Here is a 19819-nt window from a genome sequence, read left to right as displayed (position 1 = left end):
ATTAAATTCCACTTTTTACTATACTATCATAAAATAATATCGTAATAAGCAAGTATTAATAGTTAAAGGATTACTTAAAAACTATTGTCAAAATAAAAACCTAAAAGGGGGGAAACCATGAACAATACTCTTGAATTTAAGAATATAACAAAATATTTTCCAGGTGTTAAAGCACTAGACAATATTAGCTTTACAGCATATGGAGGTGAAGTTTTAGCACTGCTCGGCGAAAATGGTGCTGGAAAATCAACATTATTAAAAATCCTAAATGGAGATTATCAGCCAACATATGGTCAATATTTGTTAAATGGGGAAGTAAAACATTTTAGTACTCCGAATGAAGCAATAGAAGCAGGCATAAGTGTTATTTATCAGGAAAGACAAGTATTAAAAGAGCTTAGCGTGGCTGAAAACATTTTTTTAGGTCATCTACCAATAAAAAGCAACAAGTTAATTGATGTGAAAAAGCTGTATGATGATACACAAAAAGTAATTGATGAATTCGGATTACCTATTAATCCAAGGTCAAAAGTAAAAAATATAAGTGTCGCACACCAGCAAATGGTCGAGATAATGAAATCTTATATAAGGGAATCAAAAGTTATAGCATTTGATGAACCGACAGCTAGCTTATCAGATAACGAAATCGAGATACTTTTTAAAACAATCAGAAAACTTAAAAAAGAAGGAAAAGTTATTTTGTATGTTTCACACAGGATGGAAGAATTAAAAGAGATAGCTGATAAAATTGCGATATTTAAAGATGGTAGATTAGTAAAAGTAGTTGATAATGGTGAACTTACTGAAAGAGAACTGATTAAATTGATGGTTGGACGTGACCTTGGGGATATTTTCAATGAGCTTGATAGAAATAAAGATATTGGTGAAACATTACTTGAAGTTAAAAACATCAGTTCTGATTATATCAGAAACATATCTTTTTCTCTTAGAAAGGGTGAAATACTTGGTTTTTCAGGGCTTGTTGGTGCAGGAAGAACAGAGGTAATGAGGGCAATTGTTGGTGCTGATAGATTAAGAGGTGGTGAGATATACCTAGATGGTAAGAAAATAGTCAATCATTCACCGAATGATGCGCTTGAGAATGGCATTGTATTGGTTCCAGAGGATAGAAAAACACAAGGAATTATTCCTAATTTAAGTGTCGGTAGAAATATTACTATATCAATTATGAAAGAAATCTGTAATAAATTTGGGTTTATTAGTAATGCAAAAGAAACTAAAATTGCTGAAGACAATATCTTGAATTTTAAAATTAAAACACCTGATCAAGATAAAAAAATAGTAGAACTAAGCGGTGGAAATCAGCAAAAAGCTATTGTAGCAAGGGGTCTTGTAACAAATCCGAAAGTATTGATACTTGATGAACCAACAAAAGGTATAGATGTAGGTGCAAAATCAGAGCTTTATCATTTAATATGTGAACTTTCTAAAAGAGGAATGGGGATTATAGTTATCTCTTCTGAATTACCGGAAGTCATTGGACTATGTGATCGTATTATAGTCATGAAATCAGGGAAAATAACCGGTGAAGTTTTAAGAAAAGATGCAAGTGAAGAAAGAGTATTATCATTTGCTATGTTAGAAGAAAGTGGGGATCTATATGAAGAAAAAATTTAGTAATTTCTTTTCATATGTACCAGCTGATAGATTAGGGCTGATTATCGCGCTAATTGCTATTATTGCAGTATTTTCGATACTTAATAATAATTATTTTAGTACAACAAATTTAATGAATGTCCTTGTAGCAGCATCCGTAACAGGTTTAGTAGCAATTGGTGAAACATATTTAATTATAGCACTGCTTATTGACCTATCTGCTGGTTCTGTTGTTGCTTTCGCGAGCGTATTAACCGCAGTATTGTTACAAAGAGGTTTTAGCTTCTTTCCAACAGTAATAGTAGTATTGATTACTGGCGCATTGGTCGGCATAATAAATGCTTATGCAATAAATAAAATTAAATTAGAACCATTTATTGCAACACTAGCAACAATGTCTATAATGAGAGGATTTGCATATATCCTATCCGGTGGTTTGCCAATATATATCATGGATCAAATAACTATTAATTTCGGGAAAAACAAAATAATGGGTATACAAATTCCTGTTATAATATTAATACTAGCATTTGTTATATTTGGAATAATATTGTCAAAAACGAGATTTGGAAGAAGTGTCTATGTCATAGGTGGAAATAAAGAAGCGGCAAGATTAGCCGGCCTAAATCCTGAGCGCATTACATTAATGCTATATATAATAACAGGGGTATTGTGTTCGATAGGTGGTATTGTTCTTGCAGCACGAATGAGTTCCGGACAGCCTGCAGCTGCTAATGGTCTTGAATTTGATGCAATAACGGCAGCTGTTTTGGGTGGTGCAGCAATGAGCGGCGGTGTTGGAACCATTTTCGGCACTGTACTTGGTGTTTTTATACTTCAAGGATTTAATACAGGATTAATTATGCTGAATGTACCGGTATTTTGGCAGTATGTAGCAAGGGGCTTACTCTTATTAATTGCTCTAACATTTGACTACTTCAGAAAACAAAGTAGAGAGAAAAAGCTATTGGAAGCTAGTATAAAGGGATAATGCAGTAAAATTTTTATAAATACAAAAATAAGAATAAAGTTTTCCCTAATTAAGGGTGAATTAAATAAAAAATATAAAAACGAGGAGGATTATCTATGAAAGGGAAAGGTTTATTGCAGCTTGGCATTGTCATGATCTTAATAATTTCGCTACTTGTTGGGTGTGGATCAAGTAATGGAGGCAAAACAAAAAATAACCAATCCTCATCACAAACATCTGATAAAAAGAATATTGTTATCGCTGGAATTTATAAAGCAGGTGATCAAACTTGGTTTATAAATGAAGGGAAAGCGTCTGAGGCTGCTGCAAAACAAATGGGTGCAAGTAAATTCATGTTTATTGATGCAAAGATGAATCCAGACACATATTTACAGGACATAGATAATGTAATTGCGCAAAAGGTGTCAGGAGTATTGACATGCACACCAGATCAAAAGCTTTCGAAGGCAGTAGTTGATAAACTTAAAGCTGCCAACATACCAGTAATAGCAGTAGATGATGCATTGCAAGATGAAAACGGCAATAAATTAGTTCCATGGGTGGGTATTGATGCATATAACATTGGAAAAACAAATGGTGAATGGATGGCAAACTATGCAAAGCAAAATGGTTTGGACAAGGATAAAGAAGCTGGACTTCTTATATTAACAATGGATACGGTTTCTAGCTGCGTACCTAGAACAAAAGGTGAATTGGAAAAGTTTAAGGAAATTATACCAGATTTCCCAGATTCAAGAATATTTAAAGCAGATTATGATGGGCAAACAGAGAAAGGATTTAATGCGGCTGCACCTATATTTACAGCGCATCCTGAAATTAAAAAGTGGATGGTTATGACAGCTAATGAGGAGGGAGCTGTTGGTGCAACAAGAGCATTGGAACAGGCAGGATTGGATAAACAATCAGTAGTAATTGGAATGGGAGCATATATGGCAAAAGATGAGTTTAAGAAACCATATTCAGCAATGAAAGCTGCAACATATTTTTCAGCTGATGATGTAGGAGCAACAGCTGCTAAAGAGATGATGAATTATTTACTGTATGGCACACCTATTCCTAAGGAAGTTGCTGTAAAAGCTATTATAGTTACAAAAGATAATTACAAACAAGTTATGGGGAAATATGCTGATTAGTTAAATAATAGTATAAAAAGGCATATATAGTATAAAACATTATATGCCTTTTTAATATCTAAAAAATTAATAAGTTTATTTAAAAGACGATATTGCAAATTTATGTAACGTATAAATAAAAAAAGAAAGGAATAACTCGCATGATAGAAAAGACCATTTTTAAAGGTACAGAAGCGATAAAATTTGAGGATGATATCTTAAGAGTTTTAGTTTTACCTACTATTGGAGGCAAGATAGCTTCAATATATAATAAGAACAAGGACTTTGAGCTCCTTTTTCAGAACAAAGGAGATGCATATATAAAAGCTAAAATTTATGATGATTTTTCAAAATTTGATGCATCTGGTTTTGATGACGCATTTCCGACAATCGATAAATGTGTTGTTAGATATGATGGTAAAGATGTTGTATATCCAGATCATGGCGAAGTATGGTCGTCAAGTTTTAATTATGAAGCGGTTGGAGATATATTAAAGCTTTGGTTTGATAGTGTTATACTGCCATATAGATACGAAAAGACCATATCAATTGATGGAGAGAAATTAAATATTCATTACAATATAAAAAACAATAGAAGAGAAGCATTTCCATGCATATGGGCAATGCACTGCTTAATAAATTGCGAAGAAGATATGGAAGTAAATTTTCCTGATGGTACAAAAGATGTTGTGAATGTCCAGAAAAGCAAAAGGTTAGGGGCTGTCGACACGGTACATAGCTATCCTGTAACAAAGGACATAAATGATGAGGAATACCATCTCGATAGAGTGTTACCGTTAAGTTCAAACAATACAGAAAAATATTATGTAAATGATAAAGTTATAAACGGATACTGTAATGTTTATTATCCTTCTAAAGATGTAAAATATGTAGTCGAATTTGACAAAGAAAAGCTTCCATATTTAGGATTTTGGGTGACAGAGGGAGGATTTAGAGGAGACTATAACTGCGCATTTGAACCTACTAACGGATTTTATGACAGCATAGATATTGCAAAGAATAAAAATAGATTATTCTATCTTGAAGGTGGAAAGGAATTAGACTTTGACATTAAGATTAGTTTAAAATAGTTATATTGCAAGATATTAATTTTTATAAAAATTTTATACATTTTTCTGTACTTGCCTCTGTCGTTTGCGACCTAGTTTTAATGCCTTATACCGTCTTTTAGGCATGAACTTAGCCAATACTGGATTGTTTTTGGTTTAATGTACCAATTAATATATTTAACTATTAATTCTGGATAATATTGAAAATGGCACTTTTATATCCCTTTGTTATTGCTAAAATAATTTGACAATTAATATAATTTTATATTAACAATAAATTTATTATCAGGAAATATAATCTGAGAAAAATATGGAGTTTTTGACTAAATTAATTTGATAAATGACGGTAACTTTAATTTAAAAAGACGTCTTTCTAAATTCAGTTGGTGTCATTTTGTTATGTTCTTTAAAATTTGTGACGAAATTGGACTCGCTATTATATCCCACCTCATTTGCGATTTCTTTTATGCTCATCTTTGTGCTTTTTAAAAGGGTTTTTGCTTTATTTAAACGTATCATAGTCAAATACTCATATGGCGAATACCCTGTTTCTTTTTTAAAAACCCTGCTGAAGTGAAATGGGCTCATAGATGCATGCTGTGATATCGTATCTATTGTAAGTTTATCTTTGTAGTTAAGCCTGATAAAGTTTATTGCATCTTGAATTTGATTTGATTTAAGATCATCTGCTGCATTTGTTTCGCTTGATATAAACAATAATTCTGTCAGCATTCTCTGTATATAGCATGATACAAGGGCTTCATTGGGGATTTTTGAATTTTGGTAATCCTCAATAATCTCTTTTAAATATTTTGGAATAATTATAGAGCCATTTAAAGGAAATACGACTCCATATCTACTATACAAAAGGTCAAAGAATTCTTTACTCATGTTTCCATCAAAATGTATCCAGTATGTCTCCCACTTTTTAGTTGTATATGCATGTGGCTCATGACAATTGAGTAAGACAACATCATTAGCCTTAGCTTGAAATGCTTTTTGGTCAAAGAATATTTGGCCCTCACCATCTTTTATATACATTAAAAGGTAGCTATTATAATTATTGCGCTTTACAGAATATTTGTCATCGCAGTAGAAATGCCCTGCACAGATAAAATAAAAGAACAATGATTTAGCTAAGCTACTAGGTGTATGAAAATATGCTTCTGAATTTTCAAGGACGCCTTTTTCATTAACATGCATTATATACAATCTCCTTTATAGTAAACGATATTTAAACAGCAATATTTATAAAAACTATGGCAAGAATCGATAATGATAACTTAATAAATATATTATAAAATATAAATAGAATTTAAGCAATATTTATAAATTAAGGAGGTATTGATGATGAATGATAATGCTGTGGTAAAGATGTGGGAAGAAGAAGTCGAAATACCCACATATCCAATAGGTAAACCTAATAAAAATCCGATGTTTCTTGAAAAGCGTGTATATCAAGGAAGTTCAGGTAAAGTCTATCCATATCCGGTAATTGACAAAATTTATGATGAGAAAGTCATGAAGAAATATAAGATCGTCTGCCTTGAAAACGAGTATTTATTGATAGAAATAATGCCGGAACTTGGCGGTAGAATATATAGAGCACTCGACAAAACTAATAACTATGATTTTATTTACTATAATAGAGTTATTAAGCCGGCTCTTGTTGGCCTTGCGGGGCCTTGGATTTCTGGCGGTATTGAATTCAACTGGCCACAACATCATAGACCAAATACATTTGGACCTGTAGAGTATTACCTAAAAGAAAATGAGGATGGCAGCAAGACTGTTTGGGTGAGTGAAATAGATAAAATGTACGGTACAAAGGGTATGGCAGGTTTTACACTGTATCCCGGAAAAGCATATCTTGAAATAAAAGGACAGCTTTACAACAGGACAGAGTTCCCACAGACATTTTTATGGTGGGCAAATCCCGCAGTTGCCGTAAATGATGATTATCAATCAGTATTTCCTCCGGATGTCCATGCAGTATTTGACCATGGTAAAAGAGATGTATCGAGATTTCCTATAGCAACAGGAGAATACTACAAAATCGATTATTCAAAGGGTGTTGACATATCAAGGTATAAAAATATTCCTGTGCCTACATCATATATGGCATACCGCTCTGATTTTGATTTTGTGGGTGGGTATGATCATTCAAAGAAAGCAGGTATACTTCATATTGCTGACCATCATGTTTCACCTGGGAAAAAGCAGTGGACATGGGGAAACGGCGACTTCGGTAAGGCCTGGGAGAGAAACTTAACAGATGAAGATGGACCATATATAGAACTTATGACAGGTGTTTATACAGATAATCAACCGGATTTTTCGTGGCTTATGCCTGGTGAAGAAAAGACATTTAAGCAATATTTTATGCCATATAAGGAAATAGGTATTGTAAAAAATGCTACTATAAATGCTGCGGTTAATTTAGAAGTTAAAGACAACAAGGTATATGTTGATGTGTATGCAACACAGGTTTTTGATAATGCTACCATAAAGCTTGAGGGTGTGAATAAAATCTATTTAAATACAACAATGAATTTGAGTCCTGTAAAACCTTATTCTAATGTAGTAGATGTGGATGATGAATATTATAATTTAAAAATCACGGTTTATGATAATTTAGGAAATCTCCTTGTAAGTTATAAACCAATCAAAGAGGAGATAGAGAAGATACCTGATCCAGCTAAAGCAATACCGGAACCTGCCGAATTAAAGACGAATGAAGCATTATATCTTGCAGGGTTACATCTTGAGCAGTATAGACATGCAACATATGAACCAGATGATTATTATCTTGAAGGACTAAAAAGAGATCCAGATGATATAAGGATAAACAATGCATATGGGCTTTTGCTTTTGAGGCGTGGAAAATTTGAAGAAAGCGAGAAATATTTCAGACGGGCAATTAAAAGCATAACAAGGCATAACCCAAATCCATATGATGGTGAGCCATACTACAACCTTGGCCTTTCACTTAAATTTCAAGGGAAATTTGATTCGGCATATGACGCCTTTTATAAAAGCACATGGAATAATGCATGGCAGAATAGTGGATATTTCGCATTAGCACAAATTGCCTGTGAAAAGAGAAATTATTGTTTAGCACTGGATTTTATAGAAAAGTCAATAATAAAAAATTATCATGATATTAAAGCGAGAAATTTAAAAACGGCTATATTGAGAAAACTTGGTAGACTTGATGAAGCTAAGAATTACGCATATGAAACGCAAAAAATAGATTTGCTTGATTTTGGAAATAGAAATGAACTATATCTTGTATCAATGCAAAATAGAGAAAATGAAGAGGCTGAGATAATATTAAATGAGTTAAATAGAATTATGAGAGATGATGCATATAACTATATAAACTTAGCACTTGATTATGCAAATGCATATCTTTATGATGAAGCAATAGAGGTTTTGAAAAGATATGTAAGTAATATTGATGAAGATAATGTTAACCCGATGGCATATTACTATATAAGCTATTTTGAAGCACAAAAAGGTAACAATGATAAAGCTTTAGATTACGCTAAAAAAGCTGCAAGTGTTAAGTATAGCTATTGCTTCCCAAATAAAATAGAGGATATTAAAGCATTAAAGAATGCGATTGAGATAAATCCAGATGATAGCTTTGCATATTATTATCTTGGGATGCTGTGGTATGACAAAAAGCAATATGAAGATGCAAAATGGTGCTTTGAAAAGTCCATTGAAAAAAATCCGAGCTTCCCTACAGCGCATAGAAATCTAGCATTGTATTACTACAATAAAGCCCATGACCACGAAAAGGCTTTAAAACATCTAGAAAGGGCATTTGAGCTTGATAAAAAGGATTCAAGAGTTCTTTTAGAGCTTGACCAGCTTTATAAAAAATTAGGCTATGATGTTGATTTTAGGCTTAAAAATTTAGAAGATAATATAGAGCTTGTGGAAGAAAGAGATGACCTATATATAGAATATATAACATTGATAAATCAAAAAGGCGAATTCGATAGAGCGCTTAAGCTATTAGAGGTGAGAAAATTCCACCCATGGGAAGGTGGAGAAGGAAAAGTTACTGGTCAATATGTTCTATCACATGTTGAGATAGCTAAAAGATATATTGAAAATGGTGAGTATAAAAATGCAATAGAAGAGCTTGCAAAAGCTAAGGTTTATCCGGAGAATTTAGGTGAGGGTAAGCTTATAATCGCACATGATAACAATATTAACTATTATTTAGGATGCTGTTATGAAGGCCTTGGAGAAAAGGTCAAGGCAAGAGAATATTTTGAAGAAGCAACTATGGGCATGGAAGAGCCAGCAGGTGCAATGTATTACAATGACCAACCTGCAGACATGATTTTCTATCAGGGTTTAGCATATTTGAAGCTTGGAAATGATGATAAAGCAAAGTCAAAGTTCAATAAGCTTTTAACTTACGGTGAGAAGCATATATTCGATGATGTAAAAATCGATTATTTTGCTGTATCACTTCCAGACTTCTTGATATTTGATGAGGACTTAAACAAGAAAAATCAGGCATTTTGTTACTACTTGATTGGACTTGGGCATCTTGGACTAGGGAATAAGGACGATGCAGTAAAATATTTCAAAAAGACACTTGAGATAGACAAAAATCATATGGGTGCGTTAATTCACATAAAATTGGCAGAGTAAAAAAGTACAAGCAAAAATTAAAAAAATCTATTGACAAAGATATTTAATGTTATATAATGGTATTAAATAAAGAAATATTTTTTGTTCGATGAACAGGAATAGTAGCAAAAGTGATGAATATAAGCGATTCGGGGATAGTGGAAGCCTGATTATTATAGCTTTTGTGAATGGGCCTGCGAGATGCAAGGTGAAATTATAGTAGCCGAGCCGGTAAGCACCGTTATATGTGATGCACATGTTTGTGTGCTTAATGAGATAAGACATGTGTCTTAATAAGGGTGGTACCGTGAAAGTAAAGCCTTTCGCCCCTACAATGGGGTTGTAAGGCTTTTTTATATTCATTTTTTATATTCACAATTTATTTCAAAATGATTATAAAATTGAATAATAATAGGGCAGTGGAACAAAGTATTGTCCCATGTCCTATAGCTGAATAAAAATGGGAGGTTGGGATATCGGAAAAAGAACCTTCACCTGTCATATTGAAAGGAGGTGAAAGAAGTGGAATCAAGGAAGACATTGAGAGAATTTATTCTTTGCGCACTTCTTATGGCGTTAGGCTTAGTACTTCATTTTATAACACCGGCATTTATGTTTAATATGAGACCTGACTTTATGTTGGCTATGCTTTTTATATCATTGATGATCGTTGACGATTTGAAAGTCGACTATGTTACAGCGATTATTGCAGGAATTTTTACAGCCATTACAGGATCAATGCCTGGCGGACAGATTGCAAATCCGATAGATAAACTTGTTACAGCAACTATATTGATATTATTAATAAGATTACTAAAGAATAGAATAAATGATGGAATATTAGCAGCAATTGTTGGAATAATTGGAACTATAATATCAGGTGCAGTATTCTTAGGAGTTGTATCTATTGTTGCCGGATTACCTAATAACAGTGCTTTTACTGTATTAATGCTTACTGTAGTACTCCCGGCAGCAGCAATAAATACAGTTGTTACAGTTATAGGTTATTATATAGTTAAACAGCTATCAAGGTCAACATCATTAGCAAAGAAATAAAAAATCTTGTATTAAGATTTAATAAAAAAATCCTCTTAAAATTAATAAGAGGATTTTTTTGATTTACGTAGAATTAATATATATCTTAATACGAAAAATGTTTAATATTTTTTTGTAAAATATTTTTTTGTAAGCTATTATTACATAAGGATATTGTAAAGAAAGGGGTTTTATTATATTATTGAAAACGATAAAATTATTTATTAAATTTATTAAGTATAATAAATAACAATGCTAAAACATAGTATGATGAAAAGTATGTTAGGGAATTACGTATAAAAACGCCATCATTAAGACAGAGAATTGGAAACTTAAGCGTAGGTAACTAACAAAAGGTTGTTCTTGGAAAATGGCTAATGTCGAACCCGAAAACACTTTTTCTTGATCCTACAAGGGGTATAGTGCAAAAATGAGATATACAATGATATTTGCATTGCTTGGAATATGGATAATATTGACATATAGTAGGTATTTTTATAATATCAAGGCTTAATGCAGCTACAAAAAGTGCTGGGAATTTGTTTGAACTTGATGCGATAGCATCCGCTATAATTGGTGGCGCAAGTACACTTGGCTGTGAAGGTACTGTCCCTGGTGGGATACTTGGTGCATTAATTATGGCAAGCATAGATAATGGAATGAGTCTTATGAATATAGATTATTCTATATTAACGATTGTAAAAGGACTTGTTCTTGTATTAGCTGTATGGGTTGATATATCAACAAAGAAAAGAGGATAGTTGAATAGCTATAGATATAGTATGTACTGAAATTTTTTTAATTAAAAAATTTTATTTTAAAGACCTTAAAAGGCCTTTTTTATTTTTTGTGCAAACAATTTCTAAAATTTAAGCAAAAAAATTTTTTACTGGAATGAAAATAAAAACGATAACTCATATTATTTGGTATTGACTAAATTTTAAATAATGATATACTATATTTAAGAATGAAATTTGTACAATTTATAAATTCAAATTTTGTTAGATTATAAAAATTGTTGCTTTTTATCAAACTTAATTTACGCTATTAAATATACCATTAATTGTAATAATTGATTTCTAAAATACATATAAATCTAACACAGAAAATTCCGACATATGATTAATTAACAAAAATTTGACGTATTAATAACACAATATAAAATTTTAAATGATATCTTATAATTAAAAGGTATATTCAATAACTTAGGACAATTTGAAGGGGTGAGAATATGAAAAACAAAAGCAATACTGTAACTTCAACTATTTATGCATCTGACATAAAGAAATTTCTAAGGGGAGAAAACTATGAGTCATACAAGATGCTTGGAAGCAGATTTTTAAATTACAGAGGGAAAGATGGTGTAGTGTTCTGCGTGTGGGCACCGAATGCTGAAAAAGTTGGTGTTGCTGGTGATTTCAATGGCTGGAACGCAAAAGACCATATGATGTTACCAGTAAAAGATGCTGGTATGTGGTGGAAATTCATTGAAGGTTTAAAAGAAGGAGACCTCTACAAATATGAAATACATACAAAGGACGGGAGAGTAATACTAAAAGCAGACCCGTACGCATATTTTTCTGAAGTGAGACCACATACTGCATCAATTGTTAAAAATTTACCACAATATGTATGGCATGATGATGACTGGATGCTAAAAAGAAAGACTGTTAACCTTTATGAAAGTCCTATAAACATATATGAACTGCATCTTGGCTCATGGAAGCGTAAAGATGACGGAACACTATATAATTACAGAGACATAGCAAATATGCTTGTACCGTACATAAAAGATATGGGATATACATATGTTGAATTTTTACCACTATTAGAACATCCGCTTGATATGTCATGGGGATATCAAGCGACAGGATATTTCTCAGTAACAAGTCGTTTTGGTGAACCGGAAGATTTTATGTATATGGTTGATTTGCTACATCAAAATGACATAGGCGTTATTATGGATTGGGCACCAGGACATTTTTGCAAGGATGAACATGGACTTTACTGTTTCGATGGGACATATCTATATGAGTACAATGATATTTCATTAAGAGAAAATGGCGATTGGGGAACGGCAAATTTTGATATAGAAAAACCCGGTGTACAAAGTTTTCTCATATCAAGTGCTCTATTTTGGCTTAAAGAATATCATATTGATGGCCTCAGGACAGATGCTGTATCAAATATACTCTACCTCAAAAATAGAGCTGGAAGTCCCGATAATAATAATAAAAGTATAGTAGAATTTATACAAAAGTTTAATAAAGTTGTATTTGAAAAAATCCCAAACCCCCTAATGATAGCAGAGGAATCCAGTGCGTATCCACTTGTTACATATCCTGCATATCTTGGAGGACTTGGTTTCAACTATAAATGGGATATGGGTTGGATGAACGATACCTTAAAATACATGCAATTATATCCAGATGATAGAAAATGGAATCATAATCTTATAACTTTTTCAATGATGTATGCATATTCAGAAAACTTTATTTTACCATTTTCTCACGATGAAGTCGTCCATGGGAAAAAATCGCTGCTTGATAAAATGCCTGGGGAGTATGATGAAAAATTCGCCAATCTCAGGCTTTTATATGGATATATGATATGCCATCCAGGGAAGAAACTACTCTTTATGGGAGGTGAATTTGGGCAATTCATCGAATGGGATTTTCAAAAACAGCTTGACTGGTTTCTATTAGATTATCCTATGCACAAGAATATGCAAAAGTATGTTAAAGATTTAAACCATTTATATCTACAGAATGAAGCATTATGGCAACAAGATCATAAAGATGAAGGTTTCTTATGGATTGATGCAAATAACAACAATCAAAGTATCATATCTTTTATACGTTATGCAAAAGAAAAGCAAGATTTCCTTATTACAATATGCAATTTCAGTAAAGTACACTATGATATATATCGAATTGGAGTACCAGAAAACACAGATTATATTGAAATACTAAATAGCGATAATAGCGAGTATGGCGGCAAAGGAGTTTTAAATAGCGGCACTATAAAGTCATATAATAAACCTATGCATGGCAAGCCCTATAGTATCGTTATAAAAATCCCAGCTCTTTCAACACTTATATTAAAACCATTAAATAATAAAAGAGGTGAAATTGATGAAAAAGGAGATAATAGCGCTGATACTAGCAGGAGGACAGGGGAGTAGGCTTAAATCGTTAACAAAAAATAATGCGAAACCTGCTGTAGAATTCGGTGGTAAATATAGGATCATAGATTTTACATTAAGCAATTGTGCTAATTCTGCGATCGATGTTGTCGGTGTATTGACACAGTATCAGCCACTTATCTTAAATTCCCATATAGGATTAGGCATACCTTGGGACCTTGACAGAGTAAATGGTGGTGTAACAATACTACCACCGTATATGTCAGATACCGGTGGCAGTTGGTATAAAGGAACGGCCGATGCTGTTTTGCAGAATGCACATTTTGTTGATAGATACCAACCAGAATACCTTCTTGTACTATCAGGTGACCACATATATAAGATGGATTATCTCAAGATGCTAAATTATCACAAAGAGAAAGGTGCTGATGTAACGATAGCAGTAACACAAGTTCCAATAGAGGAAGCAAACAGATTTGGGATAATGAATACGGAAGATGACTTTAGAATATATGAATTTGAAGAAAAGCCAACTAAGCCTAAAAGTACATTGGCTTCTATGGGCATATATATTTTTAAATGGAGCAAATTGAAGAAAGCTTTGATAGAAGATGCTAAAGATGAAAATTCTGCACATGATTTTGGCAAAAACATAATTCCAACTATGCTTAATAACGGCTTTAAAATGTATGCATATTTATTTAAAGGATACTGGAAAGATGTTGGTACAATAGATAGTTATTGGGAATCTAGCATGGACCTTTTAAGGGAGGACGTGCACACTAAAATCAACAGCAATGAACTTAATCTTTTTGATGATGATTGGAAAATCTACAGTTCTTCATTGGCATATCCACCACAATATATTGGAAGCGATGCAAATGTGAAAAATTCACTCATTGTTGAGGGATGTATTGTACTCGGAAATGTCGAGAATTCTGTATTATCATATGGTGTTAACGTAGGTAAAAATTCGGTTATAGAAAATTCTGTAATAATGTCAGATGCAATAATTGAAGATAATGCTTATGTTGTAAATAGCATTGTCTGTTCTAAAGCAAAGATAAAAGGAGGCTCAAAAGTCGGCAGTAATAGAAATATAACGGTTGTTTCAGAGAAAAAAACCGTGGATGGTGAATATGTAAATGAATAGTTAGAGAGGGGTATTACCATGTTAAACAATTATATAGGAATATTAAGCTTAAACGAAGATGAAAGCGGGATTAAAAGTCTTACTTTAAATAGACCATTAGCATCCATACCGATATTTGGCAGATACCGCATAATAGATTTCGTTTTATCAAACATGGTGAATGCAGGTATAAAGGCTGTGGGAATATTTGGGCAATATCATTCTAGGTCACTTATTGACCATCTTGGGACAGGAAAACCGTGGGATCTAAATAGAAAGGTAGGAGGATTATTCATATTCAATTATTCATTGAATAATCCACCAATAAGTGATGTTAAATTATTTAAAAATAATATGGAGTTTTTCTACAGAAGCAAGGGTGAGAATGTTATATTAGCAACTTCAAGGATGATTTGCAAAATTGACCTTGAAAAAGTGGCACAGTATCATGAAAAATCCGGTAATGATATAACGATTGTGTATAAGAGCGTAAAGGGTGACGATGATACATTTTTAAATTGCGATGTTATAAATATGGATGATAAAAAAAGGATTTTAAGTGTTGGAAAAATCATTGGATTGAACCGCAATGTAGATATCTCTATGGAGATATTTATAATGAAAAAGGATATTTTAATCGATTGTATTTATAAAAGTATTGAGAAAAGTGGTTATGATTCATTAAAGGATTATATATACAGCAATGCAGAAAATTTAAATATAGGTGGTTATGAATATAAGGGATATTTAAGTTGTATTAATTCTATTAAATCGTATTATAAAACGTCTATGGAAGTTCTCGATACTGATGTTATGAGAGATTTGTTTTTTAAGAATGGAAGCGTATATACAAAAACAAATGATTCACCGCCTGCGAAATATTGTAATGGATCTGATGTCAAAAATTCTATTATATCTAATGGATGTGTAATTAAAGGAATTGTAAAAAACAGCATTATATCAAGAGCTGTTAAGATAGATGAAAATGCGGTTGTTGAAGATTCTATAATATTTGGGAATTGTATAATCGAAAGAGATGTTGTACTAAAAAACGTCATTCTTGATAAAAACGTCATTATTGAGGAAGGAAGGAACCTCATAGGTGACAAGAAGTTTCCGATTGTTATAGAAAAAGGCGAAATTGTAAAAAATTTACTCAAAAAAGTAGGGGGAGCATAAACATGAAGGTTTTGTTTGTCACGTCTGAAGCATATCCTTTTGCAAGAGTTGGGGGACTTTCGGATGTATCCTATTCACTTCCGAAGGCCTTGAGGAAAATAGGTGTAGATGTTCGTGTTATGATGCCTAAATACGGAGAGATACCGAATAATTATAAAAACAAGATGAAGCACCTTAAAAATTTTAATGTACCAGTCGGCTGGAGAAATCAATATTGCGGTATAGAATATATTGAGTATGATGGTATTCCATTTTATCTTATAGATAATGAATATTATTTTAAAAGACATGGATACTACGGATATTATGATGATGGTGAGCGTTTCGCATTTTTTAGCCGTGCTATACCTGAATCAATCTACTATTTAGATGATTTTATTCCCGATATTATCCATTGTAATGATTGGCATACGGGTATAGTTCCCGTGTTATTAAAGGCACATTATAGAAATAGTCCTGTACATAGTAAGATAAAGACAGTATTTACGATACACAATTTAAAATATCAGGGTATTTTCGGTAGGCAGGTAATAGGTGATCTACTTTCACTTAGCGATGAATACTATGATGAGCAAAAACTGAAATATTACGACGGAATATCCTTTATGAAGGGCGGAATAATCTATTCTGATAAAGTGACGACAGTTAGTAAAAGCTATGCAGATGAAATAAAGAGTCCCTTTTATGGAGAAGGACTTCATGGTCTTCTCCAAGGGATTGGAAATAAATTAGTAGGTATTGTGAATGGAATAGACTATGAGATGTACAATCCAAAGACGGATAAAGCAATATACAACAATTACGAAATTGATAGCATAAATGAGAAGCTAAAGAATAAAATTGAGCTACAAAGAGAATTAAAACTTAATATAGATTTTGATATACCTCTATTAGGAATCGTGACGAGACTTACGGGTCAGAAAGGCATTGATTTAATTACAGCGGTAATTGAAGATATTTTAAAATTAGATGTGCAAATAGCAGTACTTGGCACAGGAGAAAAATATTTTGAGGACATATTCAGATATTATTCTAGAATATATCCATCCAGATTTTCCGCTAATATTTATTTTAGCGATTCAATGGCAAGGAAGATATATGCTGCATCAGATATGTTTTTGATGCCATCACTTTTTGAACCTTGTGGAATAAGCCAATTAATTGCTCAGAGGTATGGAAGTTTGCCAATAGTAAGAGAGACAGGTGGACTTAAAGATACCGTTAAGCCTTATAATCGTTATACAGGAGAAGGAAATGGATTTTCCTTTGCTAATTACAATGCACATGACATGCTTAATGTAATAAAATATGCCCTTGATATATTTAGAGACAAAGGAACATGGACAAAGATTATAAGACAGGCTATGAAGAAGGACTCGAGTTGGGATAGCTCCGCTTTAGAGTATAAAAATTTATACGATAATGTCTAGTGAAAGGACAAGGAGGCTACGATGAATTTTGATAAAGAGAAGATAAAAAAAGATTTTAAAAACAGCTTGATATCGCTTTATGCAGAGGATGTCAAAGAGGCCACAAGAAACCACAAGTATTATGCACTATCAGAGGTAATAAAACAATATACATTTGAAAATTGGATGAAAACAAATAAACATTATATATATGACGATGTTAAGCAGGTCTATTATTTTTCCGTAGAATTTTTGCTAGGAAGGTTATTAGAGAGTAACCTTATAAACCTCGGGATAAGGGATGTTTGCAAAGAAGCTCTACTGGAAATGGGTATAGATCTTGATGAACTCCTGCAAGCTGAAAAAGATGCAGGTCTTGGTAATGGTGGCCTTGGAAGGTTAGCTGCTTGCTTTATTGATTCAATGGCATCTTTAAGTATTCCAGGGCATGGCAATGGAATAAGGTATAAGTATGGATTTTTTAATCAGAAGATTGTTAATGGATATCAAGTTGAAGTGCCTGATGACTGGCTTAAAGACGATTATGTATGGGAAGTCAGGAGAAGTGACCAAGCTTTGAAGGTACGCTTTGGTGGGTATCTTCGAATGGAACAGGTCAATGGAAAATTGAAAGTATACCACGAAGGATATGAAACGGTTCTTGCTGTACCATTTGATATACCGATTATCGGTTATGGCTGTGATACAGTCAATACATTGAGGCTTTGGAATGCTGAGCCTATTGAGAGAGAGTTTGACCTATCATCCTTCTCATCAGGTGATTATATAAAAGCAATAGAGTATAAATATTCGGTTGAGGCAATTACACAGGTTTTATATCCAGATGATTCAAACTACAACAATAAATTTTTAAGGTTAAAACAAGAATATTTCTTTGTAAGTGCAGGTGTACAAAGCATAATAAGGACATTTAAGAAGAAAAAAAGGCCAATACAGGATTTGTATAAATATGTTGCGATACACATAAATGATACGCATCCGTCACTTGTCATACCTGAGCTTATGAGGATATTGATTGATGAAGAGGACCTGTCATGGGAAGAATCATGGAACATAACAACAAAAGTAGTTTCATACACTAACCATACCATAATGCAGGAAGCATTGGAGATATGGCCAGTCGATATGGTGAGGTCACTCTTACCCAGGATATATTCTATAATAGAGGAAATAAACAGGCGCTTTATAATTGAGATTTTGGATAAATATCACGGTGATACGGCACTTGCCGATAGATTATCCATAATAAAAGATGGATCTGTTAAAATGGCATTTTTATCTGTCGTCGGCAGTCATTCTGTCAACGGTGTTTCAAAGCTTCACACAGATATACTTAAAAATCAAGTTTTATCAGATTTTTATGCTATTACACCAGATAAATTTAAGAATGTCACGAATGGAATAACACATAGAAGATGGCTTTTAAAGATTAATCCTGACCTTGTAAATCTAATAGATGATGCAATAGGTTCATCATGGGTAAAGGAACCTGAGAAACTAATAGAGCTTAAAAAATATTCAAAAGACTTAGGATTCCAAGATGAGATCGAGAACGTAAAATTTAAAAACAAGCAAAAACTTATTAATTATATAAAAGAAAGATATTCAATTGACATAAATCCTGACTCCATATTTGATGTACAAGCAAAGAGGCTTCACGCCTATAAAAGGCAGCTTTTAAATGTTTTTCACATAATGTTTCTATATAATAGATTACTAGAAAACCCTAATATAGATGTATATCCAAGAACATTTATATTTAGTGCAAAAGCGGCACCTGGCTATCATCTTGCAAAGCAGATTATAAAACTAATAAATACTGTATCATACAAGATAAACAATGATAAGATAATTAAAGATAAGATTAAAGTAGTTTTTCTAGAAAACTATGGTGTGTCATTGGCAGAGAAAATTATGCCGGCTGCAGAAGTAAGCGAACAGATTTCTACTGCATCAAAGGAAGCATCAGGAACAGGAAACATGAAGTTCATGATGAATGGTGCAATAACATTGGGTACACTTGATGGTGCAAATGTTGAAATCAAAGAGGCGGTAGGTGATGACAATATAGTCATATTTGGCCTTAAATCTGAGGAAGTTTTAAATTTCTATAAAAATGGCGGATATAATTCTATGGACCTTTATAATAGCGACGAGAGAATTAAAAAGGTTGTAGATGAGCTGACAAATGGATTTTTTAACGTATCTGGAAATGAATTTATGGAAATATATTATCATTTACTCAAATACAATGATGAGTTTTTTGTTCTTAAAGATTTCGACTCATATGTAAAAGCACAAGAGATCATAGACAAGCTGTACCGTGATAGAAAAAGATGGAATGAGATGTCGATAATCAATATTGCATGTTCTGGCAGGTTTTCAAGCGATAACTCTATAAAAAAATATGCAGATGAAATCTGGAATGTATAGAAAACCGGCATTATATTAT

Annotated in this window: 13 protein-coding genes, 1 pseudogene and 1 other annotated feature; of the genes and pseudogenes, 13 read left to right on the top strand and 1 reads right to left on the bottom strand. The window is 32.7% G+C overall.

Annotated elements, in window-relative coordinates:
• Positions 1 to 117: 117 nt before the first annotated feature.
• The 4 genes from CPG45_RS04365 (at position 118) to CPG45_RS04350 (ending at position 4811) form a co-directional block, all read left to right on the top strand.
• A complete protein-coding gene (locus CPG45_RS04365) occupies positions 118 to 1638 on the top strand; it encodes a sugar ABC transporter ATP-binding protein (protein ID WP_096230800.1) in 1521 nt (506 codons plus the stop codon).
• Positions 1622 to 2608: an ABC transporter permease gene (locus tag CPG45_RS04360; RefSeq protein ID WP_096230799.1), complete on the top strand. Its 987-nt coding sequence runs from the start codon at positions 1622 to 1624 to the stop codon at positions 2606 to 2608. Before CPG45_RS04365 ends, CPG45_RS04360 begins: the two co-directional genes overlap by 17 nt.
• A gap of 95 nt (positions 2609 to 2703) precedes the next feature.
• Positions 2704 to 3741, top strand: a complete 1038-nt coding sequence (locus CPG45_RS04355; RefSeq protein WP_096230798.1) for an arabinose ABC transporter substrate-binding protein — start codon at positions 2704 to 2706, stop codon at positions 3739 to 3741.
• Between the two features lie 140 nt (positions 3742 to 3881).
• Positions 3882 to 4811 (top strand): aldose epimerase family protein, encoded by a 930-nt coding sequence (locus tag CPG45_RS04350; protein WP_096230797.1) that lies wholly within the window; start codon positions 3882 to 3884, stop codon positions 4809 to 4811.
• A gap of 336 nt (positions 4812 to 5147) precedes the next feature.
• Here the strand turns inward: CPG45_RS04350 and CPG45_RS04345 are convergent, their stop codons facing one another.
• Positions 5148 to 5993, bottom strand: a complete 846-nt coding sequence (locus CPG45_RS04345) for an AraC family transcriptional regulator (RefSeq protein ID WP_096230796.1) — start codon at positions 5991 to 5993, stop codon at positions 5148 to 5150.
• A 147-nt stretch (positions 5994 to 6140) separates the two neighbouring features.
• Here CPG45_RS04345 and CPG45_RS04340 point away from each other — a divergent pair, with 147 nt between their 5' ends.
• From CPG45_RS04340 to CPG45_RS04300, 9 genes and pseudogenes are all read left to right on the top strand, one after another.
• Entirely contained in the window at positions 6141 to 9467 is a 3327-nt protein-coding gene (locus CPG45_RS04340; protein ID WP_096230795.1) for a DUF5107 domain-containing protein, read from the top strand.
• Positions 9468 to 9546: 79 nt separating this feature from the next.
• Positions 9547 to 9780: a binding site (T-box leader), on the top strand.
• A 188-nt stretch (positions 9781 to 9968) separates the two neighbouring features.
• Entirely contained in the window at positions 9969 to 10502 is a 534-nt protein-coding gene (locus CPG45_RS04335) for a tryptophan transporter (protein WP_096230794.1), read from the top strand.
• Between the two features lie 203 nt (positions 10503 to 10705).
• Positions 10706 to 10903, top strand: a pseudogene (locus CPG45_RS17355) (D-xylose ABC transporter ATP-binding protein); the annotation flags it as partial.
• 117 nt (positions 10904 to 11020) lie between these two features.
• Positions 11021 to 11242 carry a hypothetical protein gene (locus CPG45_RS04325; protein ID WP_231968998.1) on the top strand — a complete coding sequence of 74 codons (222 nt, stop codon included), beginning with the start codon at positions 11021 to 11023 and terminating at the stop codon, positions 11240 to 11242.
• A 470-nt stretch (positions 11243 to 11712) separates the two neighbouring features.
• Positions 11713 to 13665 carry a 1,4-alpha-glucan branching protein GlgB gene (gene glgB / locus CPG45_RS04320; RefSeq protein ID WP_096230792.1) on the top strand — a complete coding sequence of 651 codons (1953 nt, stop codon included), beginning with the start codon at positions 11713 to 11715 and terminating at the stop codon, positions 13663 to 13665.
• Entirely contained in the window at positions 13616 to 14779 is a 1164-nt protein-coding gene (locus CPG45_RS04315; RefSeq protein ID WP_157732329.1) for a glucose-1-phosphate adenylyltransferase, read from the top strand. The genes glgB and CPG45_RS04315 overlap by 50 nt, the downstream gene beginning before the upstream one ends.
• Before the next feature lie 18 nt (positions 14780 to 14797).
• Entirely contained in the window at positions 14798 to 15937 is a 1140-nt protein-coding gene (glgD, locus tag CPG45_RS04310; protein WP_096230790.1) for a glucose-1-phosphate adenylyltransferase subunit GlgD, read from the top strand.
• A gap of 2 nt (positions 15938 to 15939) precedes the next feature.
• Complete coding sequence (gene glgA, locus CPG45_RS04305; RefSeq protein WP_096230789.1) at positions 15940 to 17367, top strand: glycogen synthase GlgA; 1428 nt, start codon at positions 15940 to 15942, stop codon at positions 17365 to 17367.
• 21 nt (positions 17368 to 17388) lie between these two features.
• Positions 17389 to 19800 carry a glycogen/starch/alpha-glucan phosphorylase gene (locus tag CPG45_RS04300; protein WP_096230788.1) on the top strand — a complete coding sequence of 804 codons (2412 nt, stop codon included), beginning with the start codon at positions 17389 to 17391 and terminating at the stop codon, positions 19798 to 19800.
• Positions 19801 to 19819 lie beyond the last annotated feature (19 nt).

Source organism: Thermoanaerobacterium sp. RBIITD, assembly GCF_900205865.1.
Taxonomy (GTDB): Bacteria; Bacillota; Thermoanaerobacteria; order Thermoanaerobacterales; family Thermoanaerobacteraceae; genus Thermoanaerobacterium.
This window is presented reverse-complemented; position numbering and strand designations above follow the sequence as displayed.

What these genes read in the sequence shown, in the direction of transcription:
- CPG45_RS04315 (WP_157732329.1), top strand. Translation starts at nt 13,616, where the DNA reads ATGAAAAAGGAGATAATAGCGCTGATACTAGCAGGAGGACAGGGGAGT.
- CPG45_RS04300 (WP_096230788.1), top strand. Translation starts at nt 17,389, where the DNA reads ATGAATTTTGATAAAGAGAAGATAAAAAAAGATTTTAAAAACAGCTTG.
- CPG45_RS04355 (WP_096230798.1), top strand. Translation starts at nt 2,704, where the DNA reads ATGAAAGGGAAAGGTTTATTGCAGCTTGGCATTGTCATGATCTTAATA.
- CPG45_RS04350 (WP_096230797.1), top strand. Translation starts at nt 3,882, where the DNA reads ATGATAGAAAAGACCATTTTTAAAGGTACAGAAGCGATAAAATTTGAG.
- CPG45_RS04345 (WP_096230796.1), bottom strand. Translation starts at nt 5,993, where the DNA reads ATGCATGTTAATGAAAAAGGCGTCCTTGAAAATTCAGAAGCATATTTT.
- CPG45_RS04360 (WP_096230799.1), top strand. Translation starts at nt 1,622, where the DNA reads ATGAAGAAAAAATTTAGTAATTTCTTTTCATATGTACCAGCTGATAGA.
- CPG45_RS04365 (WP_096230800.1), top strand. Translation starts at nt 118, where the DNA reads ATGAACAATACTCTTGAATTTAAGAATATAACAAAATATTTTCCAGGT.
- glgA (WP_096230789.1), top strand. Translation starts at nt 15,940, where the DNA reads ATGAAGGTTTTGTTTGTCACGTCTGAAGCATATCCTTTTGCAAGAGTT.
- glgD (WP_096230790.1), top strand. Translation starts at nt 14,798, where the DNA reads ATGTTAAACAATTATATAGGAATATTAAGCTTAAACGAAGATGAAAGC.
- glgB (WP_096230792.1), top strand. Translation starts at nt 11,713, where the DNA reads ATGAAAAACAAAAGCAATACTGTAACTTCAACTATTTATGCATCTGAC.
- CPG45_RS04340 (WP_096230795.1), top strand. Translation starts at nt 6,141, where the DNA reads ATGAATGATAATGCTGTGGTAAAGATGTGGGAAGAAGAAGTCGAAATA.